This window comes from Streptomyces sp. NPDC089919 (assembly GCF_040684615.1).
GTDB lineage: Bacteria > Actinomycetota > Actinomycetes > Streptomycetales > Streptomycetaceae > Streptomyces.
This window is the reverse complement of sequence record NZ_JBFBGK010000056.1, coordinates 12,862-33,231: the sequence shown is the minus strand read 5'-3', so window position 1 is coordinate 33,231 and position 20,370 is coordinate 12,862. Positions and strand designations below refer to the sequence as shown.

Genomic DNA, 20,370 nt, shown 5'->3' with positions numbered 1-20,370 from the left:
ACGCAGACATCTGACGCTGCCTCAAAAAATATTTGTGGCACTTTCCTCGGCGGCCCTCGCCGCGCCCGCTTTGCCCGCCCTCGCCCAGGATCGAGAACCGGCCACCGGTGGCGCGCTGTTCAGCGCCCAGCAGGAGGCGGTCACCGAGCACCACGCCGTGCCCGTGGACGCCCTGACCACCCAGACGACGACGGTCAAGGCCAACCCCGACGGCTCCTTCACCTCCACCACCGCCCTCCAGCCCGTCCGGGTGCGCAAGGACGGCGGCTGGGTCCCGGTCGACGCCACCCTGACCCGCAACGCCGACGGCAGCTGGTCCCCCGAGGCCACCCCGCACGCCGTGGCCCTCTCCGGCGGCGGCACCGGCCCCGCGGTCCGCCTCACCCACGAGGACGGCAGCAAGCTCGCGCTCACCATGCCGTTCGCGCTGCCGACCCCCGAGGTCTCGGGCGACACCGCGCTCTACCGCTCGGTGCTCCCGGGCGTCGACCTCTCCCTGTCGGTCACCGAGCAGGGCGGCTTCAGCGACGTCCTGATCGTCCACGACAAGGCCGCCGCGGCCGACCCGCGGATCAAGGAGCTCAGGCTCGGCGCCACCACCGACGGCCTCCGGCTCACCGCTACCCCGGCCGGCGGCCTCGAGGCCAAGACGGCCGACGGCACCCTCGACTACGTCTCCCCCCGCCCGGTGATGTGGGACTCCGCCGCCCCCGAGGCCGGCACCCCGGGCGCCGGCCCGGCGGGCACCGCCCCGGTCGCCGCGGGCGCGACCGCGGTCCGCGTGACCTCCCTGGCCGACAACGCCGACGAGGCCCCCGCCTCCTCGGCCGAGGGCCCCGGCCCCGGCGCCCAGGTCGACCAGGTCCCGATGACCACCACCCCGACCGCGGTGACCCTGCGCCCGGACACCTCGGTGCTCAGCGACCCGGACACCGTGTACCCGGTCTACATCGACCCGTACACCAACCCGGTCTCCTCCACCTCGGGCCACTACACCGAGGTCTACTCCAGCTCCTCCTGCTCGAACAGCCCGCAGTACGACAAGCCGCAGTCCAACGGCGAGGGCGTCGGCTACCAGCGCTGGGGCGGCGCCTGCGGCACCGGCATGGAGCGCTCCTTCTACGGGATCAACACCAGCGGGCTCTCCCCCCAGATGGTGATCTCCAACGCGCTGGTCACGGTGAACTCCACCTACGCGGCCAGCTGGGACTGCTCCAAGGACCAGCCCATCACGCTGCACACCACCGGGACCATCAACTCCGGCACCACCTGGAACAACCAGCCGGGCACCAACGACAACCTCGGCTACCCGGCCGTGCGGACCACCATCCCCAGCGCCGCGAACTCCAACAGCAGCTGCAGCAACCACACCGCCAGCTTCACGGTGACCAACCAGGCGCAGAAGATCGCCGCCGCGGGCATCCAGGTCTGGACGGTCGGCCTGTTCGGCGACGAGACCAACTCCAGCGGCAACGACAACTACCTGCGCGTGTCGACCGTGGTCTACATGACCACGACCTTCGACATCCCGCCGAAGCCCCCGGGCAACCTGTACACCACCCCGTCGGCCGTCGGCGCGGCCGCCAACTGCACCGACACCGGCCCCGGCTGGGTCGGCGCGACCTCGTACGGCGCCGCGGGCAGCAACCTGCAGCTGCACTCCACCGTCACCACCGAGATCTCCGGTGAACTGGCGCAGGCCGTGTACGAGTTCTGGGACCGCTCCCAGCTCACCAACGGCAATCCGACCACCGTCGCCAGCCCGGCCAGCTCCTACGTGGCCTCTGGCACCGACGCCGCCGTCCCGGTCGGCATCGCCCTCAAGGACGGCCACGAGTACGGCTGGGACGCGTACGCCAAGACCAACTCGGCCGCCCACCTGAGCTCGCCCGTGAGCGACCACTGCTGGTTCCGGACGGACTTCACCGCGCCGGACGTCCCGCAGATCGCGGACAACGCCTCCTTCCCGCCGGTCGGCGGCGGGGCGGGCAGCCCGGTCGTGTACGCCGGCCCCGGCCGCACCACCGACTTCACCGTCAGCTCGACCGAGAACGCCCCCGCGGCCACCTGCACCCCCGGCCCCTGCCTCGCCAGCGGCATGGACCACTTCGTGTGGCGCCTCGACGCCCAGCCGACCGCCCAGGCGGGCACCTCGGTACCGCTGACCGGTACCGACGCCAACGGCGTGGCCGGCGGGAAGATCACCGTTCCGGTGACGCAGTGGGGCGTGCACACCCTGTACGTGGCCGCCGTGGACAAGGCCGGCAACCTCTCCAAGTCCCCGGCCAGTTACACGTACGCGGTGCCGTGGAACCCGGACACCAAGATCACTCCGGGTGACGTCGGCGGCGACGGCATCCCCGACCTGCTGGCCACCACCCGCACCGGCGACCTCGTCCTGCTGCCCGGCAACACCGACGCCGCCCAGCCGGTGGCCCCGGTGCAGCCCCCGACCAGCCAGACCACCACCCCGGCCACCGGCCCGGTGACGGTCTCCACGGCCGCGCAGTCCCCGGACGGCTCGGGCTGGAACAACTACCTGATCGCCCACCGCGGCAACACGCACGGCGCCGACGTGGACGACCTGTTCGCCTACAACAAGACGAGCAAGCAGCTCTACATCGTCAAGAACGACCTCGACTCGGGCAGCGTCTGGCCGGCCCCGCCGGCTCCGTACTCCACGTACGGCGGCTTCACCGGCAAGCGCTTCGACGTGGTCGTGAAGGACGCCTGCGAGGACTCCAACCGCGTCGCGGACGCCGCGCGCTGCCGCACCGCCGGCTACGACGCCACTACCTGGAACGTCGATCAGCTGATCACCCCGGGCAACCTCTACGGCAACACGAACAACTACCCCGCGGTGATCACCGTGGAGAACAAGAAGCTCTGGATCTACCAGACCGACGGCGGCGGCCACTTCAAGCACCCGCTGCTGCTCGGTGACGGCGACTGGTCCGGCTACACCCTGATGGGCCCCGGCACCGTCGGCGGCACCCTCACCAAGGACGCCAACGGCAAGGGCAGCGTCACCGGCGGCTCCGCCGTCATCTGGGCCCGGGACGACATCTCCGGATCGGTCACGTCCTTCCCGGTCTCCGTGGAGCCGACCACCCTCGTGCCCTCGCTGCTGCACGCCCCGGTGCGCACGGCGCTGACCTCCACCGTGACCACCACCGACGGCCAGAAGCTCTGCCTCGACGTGGACCACGCCAACCCGGCCAACGGCACCCGCGTCCAGGTCTGGTGGTGCAACCAGACCAACGCGCAGAGCTGGACCATGATGGCGGACGGCTCGATCCGTGCCATGGGCGGCTGCCTGGACGTCAACGGCAACGGCTCGGCCAACGGGACCATCGTCCAGCTGTGGAACTGCAACGGCGGCGGCTCCCAGAAGTGGGTGCTCAGCGCCGGCGGCGGCCTGATGAACCCGAACTCGGGCAAGTGCCTGGACGACCCCAACGCCAGTCAGACCCCCGGCACCCAGCTGATCATCTACACCTGCAACCAGACCAACGCGCAGGGCTGGACCGGTGGCGCCGCCGCGGGGTGGACCGCCAACCCGCCGACCGCGCTGACCCCGGTCCTGACCGCGGACGCCTACCCGGCGGTCATGTCCCCCGGTGACCTGAACAGCCCGGCCGGCGGCCCCGACGGCAACCCCGAGCTGTACGCCGTGGACACCGCGAACCAGCTCGTGGAGTACCCGGGCACCACCTCCCAGGGCGCCACCGCCGCCTTCGCCGCGCCCGTCTCGCTGGGCTCGGTCGGCAGCACGGCCACCCACGCCTGGCGGATCGACGAGGGCGCCGGCACCTCCGTCGCGGACTCCCTCGGCAACCAGCCCGCGACCCTGAACGGCGCGTACACCTGGGCCACCGACGCCACCCGCGGCAAGGTGCTCCAGCTCGGCGCCACCACCGGGTACGCGGCCACGGCGGGTCCGGCGGTGGACACCACCGGCAGCTTCTCGGTCTCGGCCTGGGTCAAGCTGGGCTCGACGACCGCCAACTCCACCTTCGTCTCCCAGCAGGACACGGACGGCAACGCGAGCGCGTTCCAGATGTACTACTCCTCGGGCTCGAAGACGTGGGCGTTCGGCACCCGGCACGGCGACCCCACGACCTCGGTCTGGTCCGCGGCGTACGCCACGTCCCCGGCGGTGGTGGGCAAGTGGACCCACCTGGTCGGCGTCTACGACACCGGCACCAGCCAGATGCTGCTGTACGTCGACGGCAAGCTCTCGGCGAGCCGGGAGTACACCGGCGCCTCGTGGAACGCGAACGGCGGCGTGCAGATCGGCCGCAAGATCACGAAGGGCGTGTACGGCGAGTACGCGAACGGCTCGGTGAGCGACGTCCGGATCTACCCGAGCGCGCTGTCCCCGGCGACCGCCGCGACCATGGGCGAGCTGCCCGGCATCTCCCAGCTCGACTGACCGGCTCCGGCCCCTGAGCGGCCCGGTCCCCACCGCCCCCGTGGCGGCGGGGGCCGGGCCGCTCCCGTTCTCCCCCGTGCGGTGCAACCGGAACCGGCCGCGGCGGTGTCTTCCCGGGTGACAGCACTGTCCCCGAGCCGAGGAGATCCGGGGGACGCCATGAAGACCATTCCCGCACCGTCCGCATTCACCACTGTCCGCGGCCGCCGTCGCGTGGCCCTGGCCACGGGCCTGGTCCTGGCCGCCGGCACCGCGCTCGCCGGGCCGGCCGCGGCCGCACCGGCCCCCGCGGCCACCGCCACCGTCCCGGGCGTCACCCACGCCCAGGTGGTCAACGCCCGCTACGCCACCCACTGCACCTACGACCGGGTCGTGATCGACCTGGCCGGAGGGCTCTACCCGGGGACCACGGTCCGCCGCGTCTCCAAGCTGGTCTACGACGGCTCGGGCAAGCCGGTCCCGCTGCCCGGCCGGTACTTCCTGGAGGTCAAGCTCTCGCCGGCCGCCGGGCACGACGAGGCGGGCCACTCCGTCTACAAGGGCCCCAAGCTGAAGCGGCTGACCCTGCCGAAGCTCAAGGGCATCGCGCTGACCGGTGACTTCGAGGGCGTGGTCACCTTCGGCCTGGCCTTCACCACCTCTCCGAAGTACAGCACCGCCAAGCTGCACCACCCGGACCGCTTCGTCGTCGACGTCCAGCACGCGAAGACCTGCTGAGAAGGGGTCGCTCCCGCCGGGACCGGGGCGTCGCAGCCGCCCACGCCCCTCCCGGCGGTTCTCCTACGATGGCCGCATGTCGCTGCCGCACGCCATCCTCACCGCCCTGCTGGAGAAGCCGTCGTCCGGTCTGGAGCTGACGCGGCGCTTCGACAAGTCCATCGGCTACTTCTGGTCCGCGACCCACCAGCAGATCTACCGGGAGCTCGGCAAGCTCGAGGAGGCCGGGCTGATCCGGGCGCTGCCGTCGGAGGTGCCGCAGCGCGGGCAGAAGAAGGAGTTCGAGGTGCTGGCGGCGGGCCGCGCGGAGCTGAGCCGGTGGGTGGCCGGCAGCCAGGACCCCAAGCCGATCCGGGACCCGCTCTTCCTGCGGCTGCGGGCCGCGGCGGTGGTCGGGGCCGGCGGACTGGCCGCGGAGCTGCACCGCCACACGGAGCTGCACCGCCGGCAGCTGGCGCTGTACGAGGCCATCGAGGCCCGCGACTTCCCGCCGGGCGCGGCGGGAGCCGACGAGGACCGCCTCCGCCGTCTGGTCCTGCGCGGCGGCATCGAGCTGGAGACCTTCTGGCTCCGCTGGCTCGAGGAAGCCCTCCCCGAGATCACCGCCCTGGACGACGGCCCCGCCGCCTAGACACCCCGGAAAACACCGGAGCCGGCCCCGGGCACACGCCCCGGGCCGGCACCGTGTCGGGCGTCACTTGTTCAGGGCGGCCCAGAACTCGTCGAAGCTCATCCGACCGTCGTGGTCGGTGTCGCGCGCGGCGATCACGGCGTCCGCGACCGGGCCGGTGACGAACGGGTCGCCCATCTCGGCCATGGCGTGCTTGAACTCCTCGGCCGTCACGAAGCCGTCGCCGTCCACGTCGAACCGGCCGAACGTCGCCTTGGCGCTGTCGATGTCCGCCACTGGGATCCACCCCTTCTTGGTGCTTGCTAGACCGGGCAAGGTTAGCGACCTTCCGGCCCTCCCCGGCACCCAGGGGAAGCACGACCTGGTCACACCCCGCCCGGCGCCCCGCCTAGGGTCTGTCCGGCGGATCAGGGGCGGACAGGCCCTAGCGGAAGATCCCCGTGTGGCCGAGGGAGTACCGGCCCGGCTGCGGGTAGACCGCGAGGCCGTGCGGGCCGCCGCCGACCGGGATCCGGGCCAGCTGCTTGCCGGTCGCGGTGTCGATCGCGTAGACCTCGCCGTTGTAGCGGCCGGAGAGCCACAGGACCTTCCCGTCGGCCGAGACCCCGCCCATGTCGGGGCTGCCGCCGTCCGGCAGCACCCACTTCTTGGTCAGCTCGTTCTTCGTGAAGTCGAAGACCGAGATCGTGCCCTCGCCGCGGTTGGAGATGTACATCTCCTTCGAGTCCCGGCTGACGTAGAGGCCGTGGCAGCCCTTGCCGGTGGGCAGCAGACTGGGGGTGGTGAACTTGGCGCCGTCGAGCACCCACATCCCGTGGGCCATCATGTCGGCGATGTAGAAGGTCTTGCCGTCCGGGGAGATCTTGACGTCCTGCGGCATGGCCCCCTCGAAGGGCAGCTTCTGCTGGCCGATGACCTCCATCTTCTCGGTGTCGACCTTGAGCAGCTCGCCGGAGAACTCGCAGGAGACGACGAAGTAGCGGCCGTCGGCGGAGAAGTCGGCGTGGTTCACGCCGAAGCAGCTGACCGGCACGGTCTTGACCCGCGCCATGGTGTGCGGGTCCCGGAAGACCAGCTCCTTGTCCATGGAGGCCATCACGACCGCGTACTTGCCGTTGGGGGTGAAGTACAGGTTGTAGGGGTCGTGCACCTCGACCGGCTTGCCGGCCTTGCCGGTGGCGGGGTCGATGGGGGTGAGGGTGTGGCCCCGGTTGTTGTTCACCCACAGGGTCTTCATGTCCCAGGAGGGCACGACGTGCTGGGGCTGCACCCCGACCGGGATGGTCTCGATGACCTCGTAGGTGGCGGGGTCGATGACGGAGACCGTGTTGGAGGTGGTGTTGGGGACGTAGACCCGGGAGGGGAAGTCCTTCACCACCGGCGAGAGCTTGTTCGGCCGGTCGGCGGCGTAGACGTCGTCGGGGGCGAGCAGCGGGGGCATCCCGGCCAGTCCGGGCGGGATCGCGGGCACCGCCCGCCCGGGGCGGGCCGCGCCCTGGGAGCCGAGCGCCTCGGGCTTGCCCTTGGGGGCGCCGCAGGCGGCGAGGGCGGCGAGGACCAGTCCCGCCAGCAGGGCGGCGGTCTTCCTGGGGAGGCAGGTGGTCATGAGGTCAGCAGCTCCGTGGTGGTCACCGGGCGCAGGTGCCTGCGCGCGAGTTCTTCGAGGAGGGCAGGCAGTGCGTCGACCGTGTCCGCATAGCCGAAGTGCAGGCTCACCACCGATCCCGGTCGGACCGTCCCGGTGACGTTGCGGATGACGGCCGCGGCGCCGGGCGAGGTGAAGTCGAGGGAGTCCACGTCGTACGACAGGACGTGCGGGTAGCCGGCGCGCCGGGCCAGCCGCTCGACCAGCGGGCTCGCGTACTGCGCGCGGGAGGGGCGGAACCAGGTGCCGATGGATCCGGTGAGACGGCGCAGCCGGTCCGCGCAGCCGGTGATCTCGGCGTACGCCTCGGCCTCGGGCATGGTGTTGACGTCGAGGTGGCGCTGGGTGTGGTTGCCCAGGTCGTGGCCGCCGTCCAGGATCCGGCGGGCCATCTCGGGGTGCGCGTCCAGCCAGCCGCCGACGGCCAGGACGGTGAGGTGGGCGCCGGCCTTCTCGGCCTCGCCGAGCAGCGCGCGGGCGGTGGCGGGGTCGCCGTTGCCGTGGAAGGTGAGGGCCACCCGGGAGCCGGCCCGGTCGCCGTGGTCGATCTGGGCGGGCCGGCCGGGCAGGGCGCGCGGGGCCGGGGCCGGGGAGCGGTGCGGCTCGGGGGCCGCGGCGCGGGGCGGCCGGGCCGCGGCGGGCCGGGCCGGGCCGTCCGGGCCCCGGTCCGCGCCGCAGCCGGCGGCGAGGCCGCCGGCGAGCGCGGCGGCGGTGGTCCGGAGCACGGCCCGGCGGTCGGGGGAAGCCTGAGGACGCTCGGAACGCAGCACGCCCCTATTTAAGGCCCGGACTGGCCGAAAGATAACGATTGACCCAATTAGGGACCTTCGTCGGAGTTGCCCGTTCGGAGGCCCCGTCCACTATGTGATCAACGATTCACCCGCACAGCGCTATACTTATTCATAGATTACGAGGCGAGTGGCCCATCTCACCTAGATTTTAGGTGGAAACTCTTACTATTTTCACACTTATGTCCGGTTCGGGACTTTTGGTGTCTGAGGCCTCGTCTGCCATAGTCGGAAACACGACTTCCCGTTGACCCGAGCGAGGTCGCCCGCCGCCGAGGACCACACCCCCTTAGGTCCTCGGCGCACTCACGAAGCCCCCGACGCGCCCCACCACGGCGACAGGGGGCTTCTGCGTGTCCGGACCCGCCCGGCGCGGGGCCCGCGGGTCAGTGCGGCTGCCGGTCGGCGACCCGCATCTCGAACCAGGTGAGCTTGCCCCGCGGTAACAGGTCGGCCCCCCACCGGTCGGAGAGCTTGTCGACCAGGAAGAGCCCCCGGCCGCTCTCGTCGAGCTCGTGCACCGGCATCAGGCAGGGCAGCCCGCGGGAGGGGTCGCGCACCTCCACCCGGATCCAGCCGCGCCGCCGGTGCATCCGCAATCCGAAGGAACGCGCTCCGGTGTGCCGGACCGCGTTGCCGACGAGCTCGGAGACGAGCAGCACCGCCTGCTCGGCGACCTGCACCGACAGGCCCCACTGGCGGATCACGACGCAGTGGGCGAGCCGCCGGGCCGTGCGGGCCGACTCCGGCAACGACGGCAGGATCACCTCGGTCTCGGCCGGGTTGCCGTGCAACTCCACTGCCTGCAGGCCCTGTTCGTCTTCCCGGGCCGCCATCGGCCGTACGCCGGAAGCGCCTTCGCGCTGCCGCGGCTGCTCCACACCCTCCAGGCCCGCCATGCACCCATCATGGAGGGCCGGGCCCGCCCGGCGGGCCGTTCCGCGCGAAAACACCCCCTCGGAACGAAGCATTCCGAGGGGGTGTTCGGCATGTGCCAAAGGCAACCTTCACACTTCGGAACCCACTCTGAGCTGCGATGACACACCGTTCAGCGGCCATCACCCAGAGTGGATCTCCATAAGTTCTTAAGGTTCCTTTAAGTCCCGGCTAATCCACCCCCAGGGAGGACCGGGGCCCCCGGGCGGCTCTCCGGACGACTCCCGGCCGGCTCCCCGGCCGGTCCGGCTCAGACGAACTTCGCCTTGCCCGGGCCCTCTTCGACGAAGCTCTTCATGCCCCGCTCGCGGTCCTCGGTGGCGAACAGCCCGGCGAACCAGTTCCGCTCGATGGCCAGGCCGGTGTCGATGTCGGCCTCCAGCCCGGCGTCCACGCACTCCTTGGCCGCGCGCAGCGCGATGGCCGGACCCTGGGCGAGCTTGGCCGCCCAGGCGTGCGCCTGCTCGTACACCTCGGCCGCCGGCACGACCCGGTCGACCAGGCCCAGGCCCAGCGCCTCGTCGGCCTTGACCATCCGGCCGGTGAAGATGAGGTCCTTGGCGCGGGACGGGCCGATCAGCCGGGACAGCCGCTGGGTGCCGCCGGCGCCCGGGATCAGGCCGAGCAGGATCTCCGGCTGTCCGAGCTTGGCGTTGTCCGCGGCGATCCGGTAGTCGGCGCAGAGCGCCAGCTCGCAGCCGCCGCCGAGGGCGTAGCCGGTGATCGCGGCGACCACCGGCTTGGGGATCCGCGCGACGGCGGTGAAGGAGTCCTGCAGCGCGCGGGACCGGGCGACCATCGCCGCGTGGTCCATCACCTGCATCTCCTTGATGTCCGCGCCGGCCGCGAACACCTTCTCACCGCCGTAGAGGACGACGGCCCGGACATCGGCGCGCGCGGTGGCCTCTTCGGCCAGGACGCGCAGGGCGTCCTGCGTGGCGATGTCCAGGGCGTTCATCGGAGGGCGGTCCAGCAGGATCGTGCCGACGCCTTCGGAGACTTCGAGAGAGATGGTCATACGGGCAGGTTAGTGCCCGTTAACCGGTCGGCGGCAACCCCCGGAGGGTGTCAGGAAACCCACTCCGACCACGGCATGTTCCAGCCGTTGAGGCCGTTCTCCGGGGCGATCTGCTTGTCCTTGGAGTTCTTCACCACGACCACGTCGCCGATGATCGAGCTGTCGAAGAACCAGGCGGCCGGGGTGGTCTTGTCGTACGCGCCGCGCACGTCGCGCAGGCCCACGCAGCCGTGGCTGACGTTCTCGGAGCCGAAGGTGCTCGAGGCCGCCCAGTAGTTGCCGTGCACGAAGGTGCCGGAGTCGGACAGCCGCATGGCGTGCGGGACGTCCTCGATGTCGTACTCCCCGCCGAAGCCGACGGTGGCGCCGTTCATCCGGGTCACCTCGTACTTCTCGCTGATCACCATCTCGCCGTTGTACGTGGTGGTGGCCGGGCCGCCGGCGGTGATCGGGAGCTTCTTGAGGACCGCGCCGTTGCGCACGACCGTCATGTGGTGGGTGGCGGCGTCGACGGTGGAGACCTGCGAGCGGCCGATGGTGAACCGCACGGTGCGGGTCTGCTTGCCGTAGACCCCCGGCCGGCCCTCGACGCCGTCGAGGTTGAGCTTGAGGGTGACCTTGGTCCCCGGGGCCCAGTACTTCTCGGGGCGGAAGTCGAGGCGGTCGTTGCCGAACCAGTGGCCCTCGACGCGCACCGCCGGGTCGGCGGTGACGGTGACGGCCTTCTCGACCGCCTCGGGGTGGGTGATGCCGCGGCTGAACTTGATCGAGACCGGCATGCCGACGCCGACCACCGAGCCGTTCTCCGGGGTGTAGTGCCCGACGAAGGTGTTCTTCGGGGTGAGCGTGGTGAAGGTGATGTCCTTGGCGGACTCCCGGCCGGCGCCGTCCTTGGCGATCGCGTGCACCTTGTACTCGGTCGCCGAGCCGAGATTGCGCTCGGGCTCCCAACTCGTGCCGTCGGCGGCCAGCTTCCCGGCGACCGCGTTGCCCTTGGTGTCGGCGACGGTGACCGTGGTCAGCTTGCCGTTGGCGGCGCTGATCTTCAGGACGCCGCTGGTGGCGACCTCCTTGGCCCCGTCGGCCGGGGTGATGCTGAGTACGGCCTGCGAGGCCTCGCTGCCGGCGGCGGCGCCCTTGGCACTGCCGCTGCCGCCGCCCTTGGCGTCATCCCCGGCCGGGGCGGGCGTACCGCCGCTGCACGCCGTGGCGACCATGAGCACCGCGCCCAGGGCGAGCGCGGACAGTGCGGTGCGGGCGCGGCCGCGTCGCGTGCGCGACTCCCCCGATATCGGCTGCACGTTCAACTTCGTCTACTCCCCGGATCCCCTGGCCCCCGCGCGCGGGCAGTCGCGCGCTTGGCGACAGGAAATCACATGGGAGGACGACGATCGGACACGGCAGTGTCACCGTTCCGTCCCAACCGATTCAGCCATCGGTACCGGGCTTGGCTCCCCAGATGTAGACCTGGTCCTCCACCCGGAGCAGGTTCCACAGCGCCTTGGCGTCCGGCAGGGCCAGGTTGACGCAGCCGGCCGAGCCGCCGCCGTCGTACAGGTCGTCGGGGCGGCCGTGGATGGCCTGGCCCTCGTCGAAGAACTGCGAGTACGGCATGGGGGCGTTGTTGTAGAGGCTGGACTTGTGGTCGATGTCCCGCCAGTAGATCTCGTGCCAGCCCAGCCTGGTCTCCTGGTCGTCCCGGCCGGTGCGGACGGGCACCGGCGCGAAGACCACGTCCCGGCCGTCCTGCACCCACAGGAGCTGGCGGTCCAGGTCCACGCAGGTGACCCGGAAGTCGCGGACCGGGCAGCGGCCGGCCGCGTTGGGGTTCTTGCGGGCCTTGACGGCCGTCATGGTGCGGTAGGTGACGAGGTTCGCGTAGCCCTCGGCGGGCTTGACGGCGTGCTTCTGCTGGAAGGCCCTGATGGCCTGGCAGTCGGCGGCGGACTGCTTCCCGTCGACCGGACGGCCGAGGTACTCCTCCAGGGGCCGCTGGTACGGGCCGGTGCGCGCCGTGCAGGGGGCCGGGGCGGGGGGCGCCGGGACCGCCTCGGCGGCGGCGGGGACCGCGGGCAGTGCGGTCAGGGCGGTCACGGCGAGCGCGCTCGCCAGGCGTATCCGGGATATCAAGCCGACCTCCAGGTCCCCCTCGCGGACAACGGGCCTTCGCACCCAGTGTCGACGGGAGACCCGCCCCGGCGCCGGGACGGGTACTCCATAAGGGGCGGCGCCCCGTGGGGCGGGGCCCGTCAGTCCTCGCCGTCCATGCCGTCCTCGTCGTCGCGGCCGTCGCCGCGGTCCTCGTCCCGGTCGTCCCGGCCGCCGCCCTTGCCGCCCTTGTCGGGCTCGCCGCGCTTGCTGGAGAGGTACTTGGTGACCACCCGGGGCGGGTTGCCGCCGACGCCGAGGGCGATCGGCCCGGTGACCGGCTTCTTCGGGAGGACGTAGCCCTCGGGGGTGTCCACCTCCCGCAGGTAGTACTCGTTCTCCGTCAGGCCGGACCACTCGCAGGTGCCGCGCTCGTCGGTGGCGCAGGGCGGCAGCGCCTCGATGTCGCGGTCCGTGCCGCGGGTCTGCAGGCCGGGCCGGCCGTTGTACTCCACCCAGAGCTCGAAGACCGCGCCGGCCAGCCGGTGCCCGTTCTTGGCGTCCGTCTTCACCACGCGCAGGGTGCCGCGGTAGTCGGGCTGGATCGCGGCGCCGCCCGGCGGCGCCTGGGCCGCCTGGGCCGCCTGGGCCGGCAGGACCGGCACCGTGGCGGCCAGTGCGGCGCCGACCACGAGGCCGAGGGTCCACATTCTTGGGGTCATGACTCTCCGTCCGTTCTCCTGGGGCTCTTGCGGTGCCCAGGGTGGCCGGAGGGGCGGGGGAGGCCGGGTCAGGACACTCCCCACTACGGCATTCCGATCAGATCATCACTCTTACGTGAGCGAGGAGCCAGCGGCCCAGTCCGCCCAGGAGAGGTTCCAGCCGCCCAGGCCGTTGTCCGGGGCGACCGTCTTGTCCTCGGAGTTGACCACCTCGATCACGTCCCCGACCAGGGTGCGGTCGAAGAACCAGCCGGCCGGGGTGTCCGAGCCGCCGCCCTTGTCGTCCCGCAGGCCCACGCAGCCGTGGCTGGTGTTGACCGAGCCGAAGGTCTCCGGGGAGGCCCAGTAGTTGCCGTGCAGGAAGGTGCCGGAGGTGGTCAGCCGCATGGCGTGGGGCACGTCGGGGATGTCGTACTCGCCGCCGAAGCCCACGGTCTGGCCGTTCATCCGGGTCACGTCGAAGAGCTCCATCACCACCATCTTGCCGTTGTAGGTGGTGGTCTTGGGCGCGCCCGCGCTGACCGGGACGGTGGACAGGACCTTGCCGTCCCGGCGCACGACCATGGTGTGCGCGGCGGCGTCGACCGTGGAGACCTGCGAGCGGCCGATGGTGAAGCGGATGGTCTTGTCCTGGATGCCGTACGAGCCGGGCGAGCCCTGGACATCCCGCAGCGACATCCGGACGGTGACCTCGGTGCCGGGCTTCCAGTAGCTGCGGGGCCGGAAGTCCAGCCGCTCGCCGCCGAACCAGTGGCCGGTGACCTCCACCGGCGGATCGGCCGTGACGGTGATGGCCCGCTCGACGTCGGCGCGGTTGACCACGGCCTTGTTGAAGGCGAAGGAGACGATCATGCCGACGCCGACGGTGGAGCGGTGCTCGGGCCGGAAGTAGCCGATGAAGCGCTCCTCGGGCACGTACGTCGTGAAGCTGGTGTGCCGGGCCTGGCGGCGGTCGTGGCCGTCGAGGGCCACGGCGTCCACGGTGTACTTGGCGGCCAGCGCGAGCTTGCCGGCGGCCGGGTCGGGGCTCCAGCTCAGGCCGTCCGCGGCGATGGTGCCGGGCACCGGCTCCTGCTGGGCGTCCTCGACCTTGGTGACCACCACCCGCTCGAGCCGCCCCTCGGGCACGCTGACCGTCAGCGGCCCCTCGGCGGGCACCGCCTTCGCGCCGTCGGCGGGCGTGACCCGGATGGCCTCCTGGGGCGCCCGCGGTTTGCCGGGCAGCGCCACCTCGACGCCCCCGCCGCCGGCCCCGCTGCACCCGGCCAGTACGGCCGTCAGCGCGCCCCACACCACCACGGCGGCCAAGCCAGCCCGTGCCCGCCTCTTCGCATCTCTCACGACCGTCCCAACGACCGCGGCGGCCCGGGGGAAACGTCGCCGGGCGGCCGGTCACGGGCTTTCGACGGGCCCGGGACTCCGCCGGACGGAGTTGAGGGGAGATCCCGGCCCTAAAACGGGGCATGACAGGGGGAAGGACCAGACGGGGGCGGGACGCGGCCGGGACGCCGCGGCCCCGCGGCCCCCGCCGGTACCGAGAGCCGCGGGAGGCCTGGGAGTGTCGAGCGCAGCGGATCAGCAGGCGGTGGCGGGGCTCGGCGGGCAGAGCCCGCCGGTCCCCCGGACGAACGGGTCGGCCCGGAGCGAGGTGCGCCCGGAGCCGGTGGCCCGGCGCCCCGCGGTGCCGGGCCCCCCGGTGTGGCCGGGGGCGCCCACGCCCCTGGGGGCCCGCTACCGGGTGGGCCCGGACGGCGTGGCGGGCACCAATTTCGCGCTGTGGGCGGGCGGCGCGGAGGCGGTGGAGCTGTGCCTGTTCGACGAGCGGGGCGGGGAGCTGACGGAGACCCGGTGCGCGCTGCCGGAGCTGACCCACGAGATCTGGCACGGCTTCGTGCCGGGGGTGCGGCCGGGCCAGCGGTACGGCTTCCGGGTGCACGGCCGCTGGGACCCGTGGACGGGCGCCCGCTTCAATCCGGCGAAGCTGCTGCTGGACCCGTACGCCCGGGCCGTGGACGGCGAGTTCGCGCTGCCGCCCGAGGTGTACGGGCACGTCCGCGACTGGCCCCAGCAGTACATCGCCGACACGGTCCGGGACGACCGGGACTCGGCGCCGTACGTCCCCAAGGGCGTGGTGGTCCATGACGACGACGACTGGGCGGACGACGTCCGGCCCAAGACGCCGTGGGCCGACTCGGTCATCTACGAGCTGCACGTGCGCGGGTTCACCATGCGGCACCCGGACGTCCCGCCCGAGCTGCGCGGCACGTACGCGGGGCTGGCGCACCCGGCGGCGATCGCGCACCTGACCGGGCTGGGGGTGACGGCGGTGGAGCTGCTGCCGGTGCACCAGTTCGCCCACGAGGACCACCTGCTGCGCCGGGGGCTGCGCAACTACTGGGGCTACAACTCCATCGGGTACTTCGCCCCGCACGCCGGCTACGCCGCCTCGGGCACCGCCGGGGCGCAGGTGGGCGAGTTCAAGAAAATGGTGCGGGCGCTGCACGCGGCGGGCATCGAGGTGATCCTCGACGTGGTCTACAACCACACCGCGGAGGCGGGCGAGCTGGGCCCCACGCTCTCACTGCGGGGCGTGGACAACCGCTCGTACTACCGGCTCCAGTCGGACCAGCGCCGGTACGCCGACTACACCGGCTGCGGCAACACCCTGAACGCCGGCCGCCCGCACGTGCTGCGGCTGATCACCGACTCGCTGCGGTACTGGGTGACGGAGATGGGGGTGGACGGCTTCCGCTTCGACCTGGCGGCGGCGCTGGCCCGCTCCATGCACGACGTGGACATGCTCTCGCCGTTCCTGGCGGTGATCGCCCAGGACCCGGTGCTGCGCCGGGTCAAGCTGATCGCCGAGCCCTGGGACGTGGGCTCGGGCGGTTACCAGGTCGGTGCCTTCCCGCCCCTGTGGACGGAGTGGAACGACCGCTACCGGGACGCGGTCCGGGACTTCTGGCGGGGTGCGCTGCCGGACGTGCGGGACCTGGGCTACCGGCTGTCCGGCTCCAGCGACCTGTACGCCTGGGGCGGCCGGCGGCCGTACGCCTCGGTGAACTTCGTGACCGCGCACGACGGTTTCACCCTGCGGGACCTGGTCAGTTACGAGCGCAAGCACAACGACGCCAACGGCGAGGCGGGCCGGGACGGCACGAACGACAACCGGTCGTGGAACTGCGGGACCGAGGGCGAGCCCGCCGAGGGCACCGCGCCCCGGATCGCCGCGCTGCGCCGCCGCCAGCTGCGCAACCTGCTCACCACGCTGCTGCTGTCGACGGGGGTGCCCATGCTGGTGGCCGGCGACGAGATGGGCCGCACCCAGCAGGGCAACAACAACGCCTACTGCCAGGACAACGAGACGAGCTGGGTGGACTGGTCGCTCCTGGAGGAGCCCGGCTGGCGGGAGCTGTGCGCGCTGACCGCGCGGCTGATCGGGCTGCGCCGGGATCATCCGGTGCTGCGCCGCCGGGCCTTCTTCTCGGGCCGGCCGCAGGAGGCGGACGGGCTGCGGGACCTGGCCTGGTTCACCCCGGCGGGCACGGAGATGACGGAGCGGGACTGGTACGCCCCGGCTCCCGCGGTCGGGTTGTTCCTCTCCGGCCGGGACATCCCGGGGCGGGACGCGCGCGGCCGGAAGGTCACCGACGACAGCTTCCTGGCGCTGCTGCACGCGGCGGACCGGCCGGTGGCCTGGACGCTGCCGGGGGCGCCGTGGGCGCGGACCTACGAGCTGGTGGTGGACACCACGCGGGAGGAGCAGGCGGCCGCGCCGGGGGTGCGCTACCTCGGCGGGCAGACGGTCACCCTGCCGGCGCGGGCGGTGCTGCTGCTGAAGGTGGTGGACTGACGGCACCGGGCGGGGCTCCCGCGGGGCGGGCCGAGCCCGTAGGCTCCCCGTGATCTGCGTGTCCACTTCACGGTGGGCACGTCCACGAGCGGTTCACGACACATGACGGGTGAGGTGATCGGGGTGCACGCCTTCCGGAAGATGGTGGAGTCCGGCGATCTGTCGGGGCTGGAAGCGCTGCTGGCCGAGGACGTGGTCTTCACCAGCCCGGTGGCCTTCTCCCCCTACCGGGGCCGGGCCATCACGGCCGCGATCGTGCGCGGGGCGTCCCGCGTCTTCGAGGACTTCTCCTACCAGCGGGAGTTCGACGAGACCGACGGCCGGGGCCACGCCCTGGTCTTCGACGCCACCGTCGGCGGGAAGCGGATCCAGGGCTGCGACTTCCTGCACTTCGACGAGTCCGGCCTGATCGACGGCCTGACGGTGATGGTCCGCCCGCTCTCCGCGGCCAACGCCCTGGCCGAGGCGATGGGCGCCCAGTTCGACCGCATCACCCAGGAGGCCACCGGCAACTGACCCGGCGGCCCCGGTATGCAGAGGACGGTGCGGCGCCTGCCCGGGCAGGCGCCGCACGGTCCCCGGAAGGACGATCCCTTCGAAGGCAGTCCTCAGAAGAGCAGTTCACCGGCCGGGTAGCCGCTGCCGATGCGGGTCCGGGCCGCGTAGCCGCCCGCCCCGTCGCCCTTGTAGAAGTACAGGTCGCCGGCCGCGTCGCGGCCGAGCAGGTCGGCCCGGCCGTCGCCGTTCAGGTCGCCGGGCGAGACGAGCGCCGAGTAGATGTCCCAGTTGGTGCCGATCCGGACCCGGGCCGCCTGGCCGCCCTTCCCGTCGCCCTTGAAGAGCCACAGGTCGCCGGCCGCGTCACCGGCCAGCAGGTCGGGCTCCCCGTCGCCGGTGAAGTCGCCGGGGCTCAGCAGGGTGTCGTAGCCTCCCCAGCCCGTGCCGATCCGGGTGGGCGCGGCGTACGTGTTCGCGCCGGTGCCCGCGTGCAGCCACAAGGCACCCGCCGTGTCCCTGGTGATCAGGTCGGCGCGGCCGTCCCCGGTGTAGTCCCCGGGGGCGATGATCCGGTCGTACCCGCCCCAGCCGGTGCCGGCCTGGACCCGGGTGGCGCCGGAGTAGGAGCCGGACGCGTCGGCCGGGTAGTGCCACAGGACGCCGCTCGCGTCGACCGCGGCCAGGGTGGTGGCGCGGGGCGCCCGGACCACCTGGCGGACCGCGTTCCAGCCGGTGCCGGTCTTGCAGGCGCCGGCCAGGGTGCCGTCGCCCTTGCCGGTGTAGCGGAAGACGGCGCCCGAGGAGTCCCGGCGGAAGAGTGCTCCGGTGGCGGGGGCGAAGGTCCCGCAGTCGGACCAGGAGGCCGCACCGCGCAGCATCCGGTGGTCGGAGACGGCGGGGTCGACGGGCAGGACGTCGCCCTTGGGGGTCTTGAAGTGGGCCCGGCTGAAGAAGGCGTAGTCGAGCTTCTTGTCCTCGCGGGTGGTCTCGCCGGAGCGGCAGCGGGTCTGCGTCCCGGTGGTGCAGGCCGCCGGGTCGAAGGCGTCGGCGTCGGTCTCGTCGGCCTCGAGGAAGCCGCCCTCGGCGCTGTCGCCGATGCCCTTGTCGTAGAAGGCGTTCAGGGTGGCGGTGCGGGGCGAGTGGTTGAAGTCCCCGCCGAGCACCACGGGTATGCCCTGGTCCTGCCAGGTCTTGGCCTGGGCGGCGAGCTTCTGCGCCTCGGGGACCGCCAGGGTGCCGCTGTCCCAGTAGAGGTGCACGGAGCAGGCCCAGTTGAGCCGGCTCTGCACCCAGTTCCGGACGCAGGGGATCTTGATCGGTTCGGCCTCGCCGCCGACGGTGAGGTCCAGGTCGGCGGTGGCGGTCACGGGTCCCTTGACGAGGACGGCGTTGCCGTAGTCGGCCCCGCCGCACACCGAGGACTTGCCGGTGATGGTGGGCGTGTAGTGGCCGGCGAAGCCGAGGGGCGCGAGACGGGCGAGGAGTTCGTCGTACTGGGGCCGGCAGACCTCCTGGAGGAAGATCTGGTCGGCGTTCCAGGTGCCGACCGAGGCCTGGGCGGCGATGGTGTCGATCCGCTTGGCGTTGTCGTATCCGGCGCCGGTGCACATGTTGCCGCAGATGTTGTAGCTGACGAAGCGCAGCGGCGGCGCCGTGCTCGCGGAGACGGTGTCGGCCTGGGCGGCGCCGGCGGGCACGAGCGCCGCGGCGAGCGCCAGGGTGACCGAACCGAGGGAGGCGCGAAGCGAGTGGGCGCGGAGTCGACGGTTCACCAGTTCGTTCCGATCTGGGTCGCGCCGCCGCCGGTGAAGGACGGGCCGGAGTAGCGGTAGAGATTGCCGGTGGCGGCGTTGACGGCCAGCAGGTCGCCCTTGCCGTCGCCGGTCACGTCGCCGACGCCGGCCAGGCCGCGCATGGTGTCCCAGTTGGAGCCGACCTTGACGCGGGTGCCGCCGTTGTAGTTCGGGCCGGAGTAGCGGTAGAGGTCGCCGGTGCCCTTCTCGACGGCGACCAGGTCGGCCTTGTCGTCCCCGGTGACGTCGTCGACGCCGACGAGGGTGGAGTAGACGTCCCAGCCGGTGCCGATCTTGACGCGGGAGCCGCCGGCGTAGGTCGGGCCGGAGTAGCGGTAGAGGTCGCCGGTGCCCTTCTCGACGGCGACGATGTCGCCCTTGCCGTCGCCGGTGAGGTCGCCGACGGCGGCTATGTTCGTCATCGAGTCCCAGTTGGAGCCGATCTTGACGCGGGAGCCACCGTTGTACGTGGGGCCGGAGTAGCGGAAGAGGTCGCCGTTGTTCTTGTCGACCGCGATCAGGTCGCCCTTGCCGTCGCCGGTGACGTCCCCGACGCCGACGACGTCGGAGTACGCGTTCCAGCCGAAGCCGATCTTGACGCGGGAGCCGCCGCCGTACGAGGGGCCGGAGTAGCGGTACAGGTCGCCGGTGGCGGCCTCCACGGCGACGAGTTCGCCCTTGCCGTCGCCGGTCAGGTCGCCGACGCCGGTCAGGTTGTTCATCTTGGCCTGGGGCAGCTCGGGTTCGGCCGGGTACGGCTCGGCGTGGTCGGAGCCGAGTCCGGCCGCCGGGCCGCAGTTCCCCCAGGCGCCCACGCCCTGCTCGGCGAGGACCTTCTCGCCGACGAGGATCTGCTCCTTCTTGGTGGCCTGGTGGGCGTACGGGGCGTAGCGCGTGCCACCGAACGCCTCCCAGGTGGAGGCGGCGAACTGCAGGCCGCCGTAGTAGCCGTTGCCCGTGTTGATGGACCAGTTGCCACTGGACTCGCACTGGGCGACCTTGTCCCAGGTGGCGACGGAGGCGGCCGAGGCGGGGGCGGCGGTCGCGAGGGGGAGGGTGAGCGCGGCGATCGGCGCGGCCACGAGGGCGAACAGCGCGGACTTCTTGCGGGTGAGCACGGACATCTCGAAGGCACCTCTGGGGTCGGGGCGGCGGGAGCGGGTCGTCATCGCGACCCGGTGGGGGCACGGCGGGGCCGGGGCTGGGCCCCGCCGTGCGGGAAGTGGTGTCCTGGGGGCGCTCGGCC

The 20,370-nt window shown here is 72.2% G+C and carries 16 protein-coding genes; 5 read left to right on the top strand and 11 right to left on the bottom strand.

Annotated features, from left to right (window positions below):
• The first annotated feature begins 34 nt into the window (after positions 1-34).
• From AB0O40_RS22195 to AB0O40_RS22185, 3 genes are all read left to right on the top strand, one after another.
• Positions 35-4,435: a LamG-like jellyroll fold domain-containing protein gene (locus AB0O40_RS22195; RefSeq protein WP_365044266.1), complete on the top strand. Its 4,401-nt coding sequence runs from the start codon at positions 35-37 to the stop codon at positions 4,433-4,435.
• Positions 4,436-4,594: 159 nt separating this feature from the next.
• Positions 4,595-5,152 carry a hypothetical protein gene (locus AB0O40_RS22190; protein WP_365044263.1) on the top strand — a complete coding sequence of 186 codons (558 nt, stop codon included), beginning with the start codon at positions 4,595-4,597 and terminating at the stop codon, positions 5,150-5,152.
• Positions 5,153-5,228: 76 nt separating this feature from the next.
• Positions 5,229-5,783, top strand: a complete 555-nt coding sequence (locus AB0O40_RS22185) for a PadR family transcriptional regulator (RefSeq protein ID WP_365044260.1) — start codon at positions 5,229-5,231, stop codon at positions 5,781-5,783.
• Between the two features lie 63 nt (positions 5,784-5,846).
• On the opposite strand, the gene AB0O40_RS22180 is transcribed toward AB0O40_RS22185, so the two are convergent.
• The 9 genes from AB0O40_RS22180 to AB0O40_RS22140 all read right to left on the bottom strand — a co-directional run bounded on the left by AB0O40_RS22180 (position 5,847) and on the right by AB0O40_RS22140 (position 14,288).
• Positions 5,847-6,059: an EF-hand domain-containing protein gene (locus tag AB0O40_RS22180; protein ID WP_365044257.1), complete on the bottom strand. Its 213-nt coding sequence runs from the start codon at positions 6,057-6,059 to the stop codon at positions 5,847-5,849.
• A gap of 148 nt (positions 6,060-6,207) precedes the next feature.
• Positions 6,208-7,389 carry a YncE family protein gene (locus AB0O40_RS22175; RefSeq protein WP_365044254.1) on the bottom strand — a complete coding sequence of 394 codons (1,182 nt, stop codon included), beginning with the start codon at positions 7,387-7,389 and terminating at the stop codon, positions 6,208-6,210.
• Positions 7,386-8,198, bottom strand: coding sequence for a polysaccharide deacetylase family protein (locus tag AB0O40_RS22170; RefSeq protein ID WP_365044251.1), 813 nt, complete (start codon positions 8,196-8,198; stop codon positions 7,386-7,388). Before AB0O40_RS22170 ends, AB0O40_RS22175 begins: the two co-directional genes overlap by 4 nt.
• Positions 8,199-8,602: 404 nt before the next feature.
• Positions 8,603-9,187 (bottom strand): ATP-binding protein, encoded by a 585-nt coding sequence (locus AB0O40_RS22165; RefSeq protein WP_365044249.1) that lies wholly within the window; start codon positions 9,185-9,187, stop codon positions 8,603-8,605.
• Between the two features lie 215 nt (positions 9,188-9,402).
• Positions 9,403-10,170, bottom strand: a complete 768-nt coding sequence (locus AB0O40_RS22160) for an enoyl-CoA hydratase-related protein (RefSeq protein ID WP_365044247.1) — start codon at positions 10,168-10,170, stop codon at positions 9,403-9,405.
• Positions 10,171-10,220: 50 nt separating this feature from the next.
• Entirely contained in the window at positions 10,221-11,477 is a 1,257-nt protein-coding gene (locus AB0O40_RS22155; RefSeq protein ID WP_365044244.1) for an Ig-like domain-containing protein, read from the bottom strand.
• 121 nt (positions 11,478-11,598) lie between these two features.
• Positions 11,599-12,297, bottom strand: a complete 699-nt coding sequence (locus AB0O40_RS22150) for a L,D-transpeptidase family protein (RefSeq protein ID WP_365044295.1) — start codon at positions 12,295-12,297, stop codon at positions 11,599-11,601.
• Between the two features lie 122 nt (positions 12,298-12,419).
• Positions 12,420-12,980, bottom strand: a complete 561-nt coding sequence (locus AB0O40_RS22145; RefSeq protein WP_365044241.1) for a prealbumin-like fold domain-containing protein — start codon at positions 12,978-12,980, stop codon at positions 12,420-12,422.
• A gap of 111 nt (positions 12,981-13,091) precedes the next feature.
• Complete coding sequence (locus AB0O40_RS22140) at positions 13,092-14,288, bottom strand: Ig-like domain-containing protein (protein WP_365044238.1); 1,197 nt, start codon at positions 14,286-14,288, stop codon at positions 13,092-13,094.
• A gap of 340 nt (positions 14,289-14,628) precedes the next feature.
• Between AB0O40_RS22140 and glgX the strand changes: the two genes are divergently transcribed.
• The gene (gene glgX / locus AB0O40_RS22135; RefSeq protein WP_365044292.1) at positions 14,629-16,833 is read left to right on the top strand and encodes a glycogen debranching protein GlgX; all 2,205 of its coding nucleotides are present in this window, start codon (positions 14,629-14,631) and stop codon (positions 16,831-16,833) included.
• A 123-nt stretch (positions 16,834-16,956) separates the two neighbouring features.
• Complete coding sequence (locus AB0O40_RS22130; protein ID WP_365044290.1) at positions 16,957-17,349, top strand: nuclear transport factor 2 family protein; 393 nt, start codon at positions 16,957-16,959, stop codon at positions 17,347-17,349.
• A gap of 92 nt (positions 17,350-17,441) precedes the next feature.
• Here the strand turns inward: AB0O40_RS22130 and AB0O40_RS22125 are convergent, their stop codons facing one another.
• Both AB0O40_RS22125 and AB0O40_RS22120 read right to left on the bottom strand, forming a co-directional pair.
• Positions 17,442-19,103 (bottom strand): FG-GAP-like repeat-containing protein, encoded by a 1,662-nt coding sequence (locus tag AB0O40_RS22125; protein WP_365044235.1) that lies wholly within the window; start codon positions 19,101-19,103, stop codon positions 17,442-17,444.
• Positions 19,100-20,293 carry a transglycosylase family protein gene (locus AB0O40_RS22120; protein ID WP_365044233.1) on the bottom strand — a complete coding sequence of 398 codons (1,194 nt, stop codon included), beginning with the start codon at positions 20,291-20,293 and terminating at the stop codon, positions 19,100-19,102. Before AB0O40_RS22120 ends, AB0O40_RS22125 begins: the two co-directional genes overlap by 4 nt.
• Positions 20,294-20,370 lie beyond the last annotated feature (77 nt).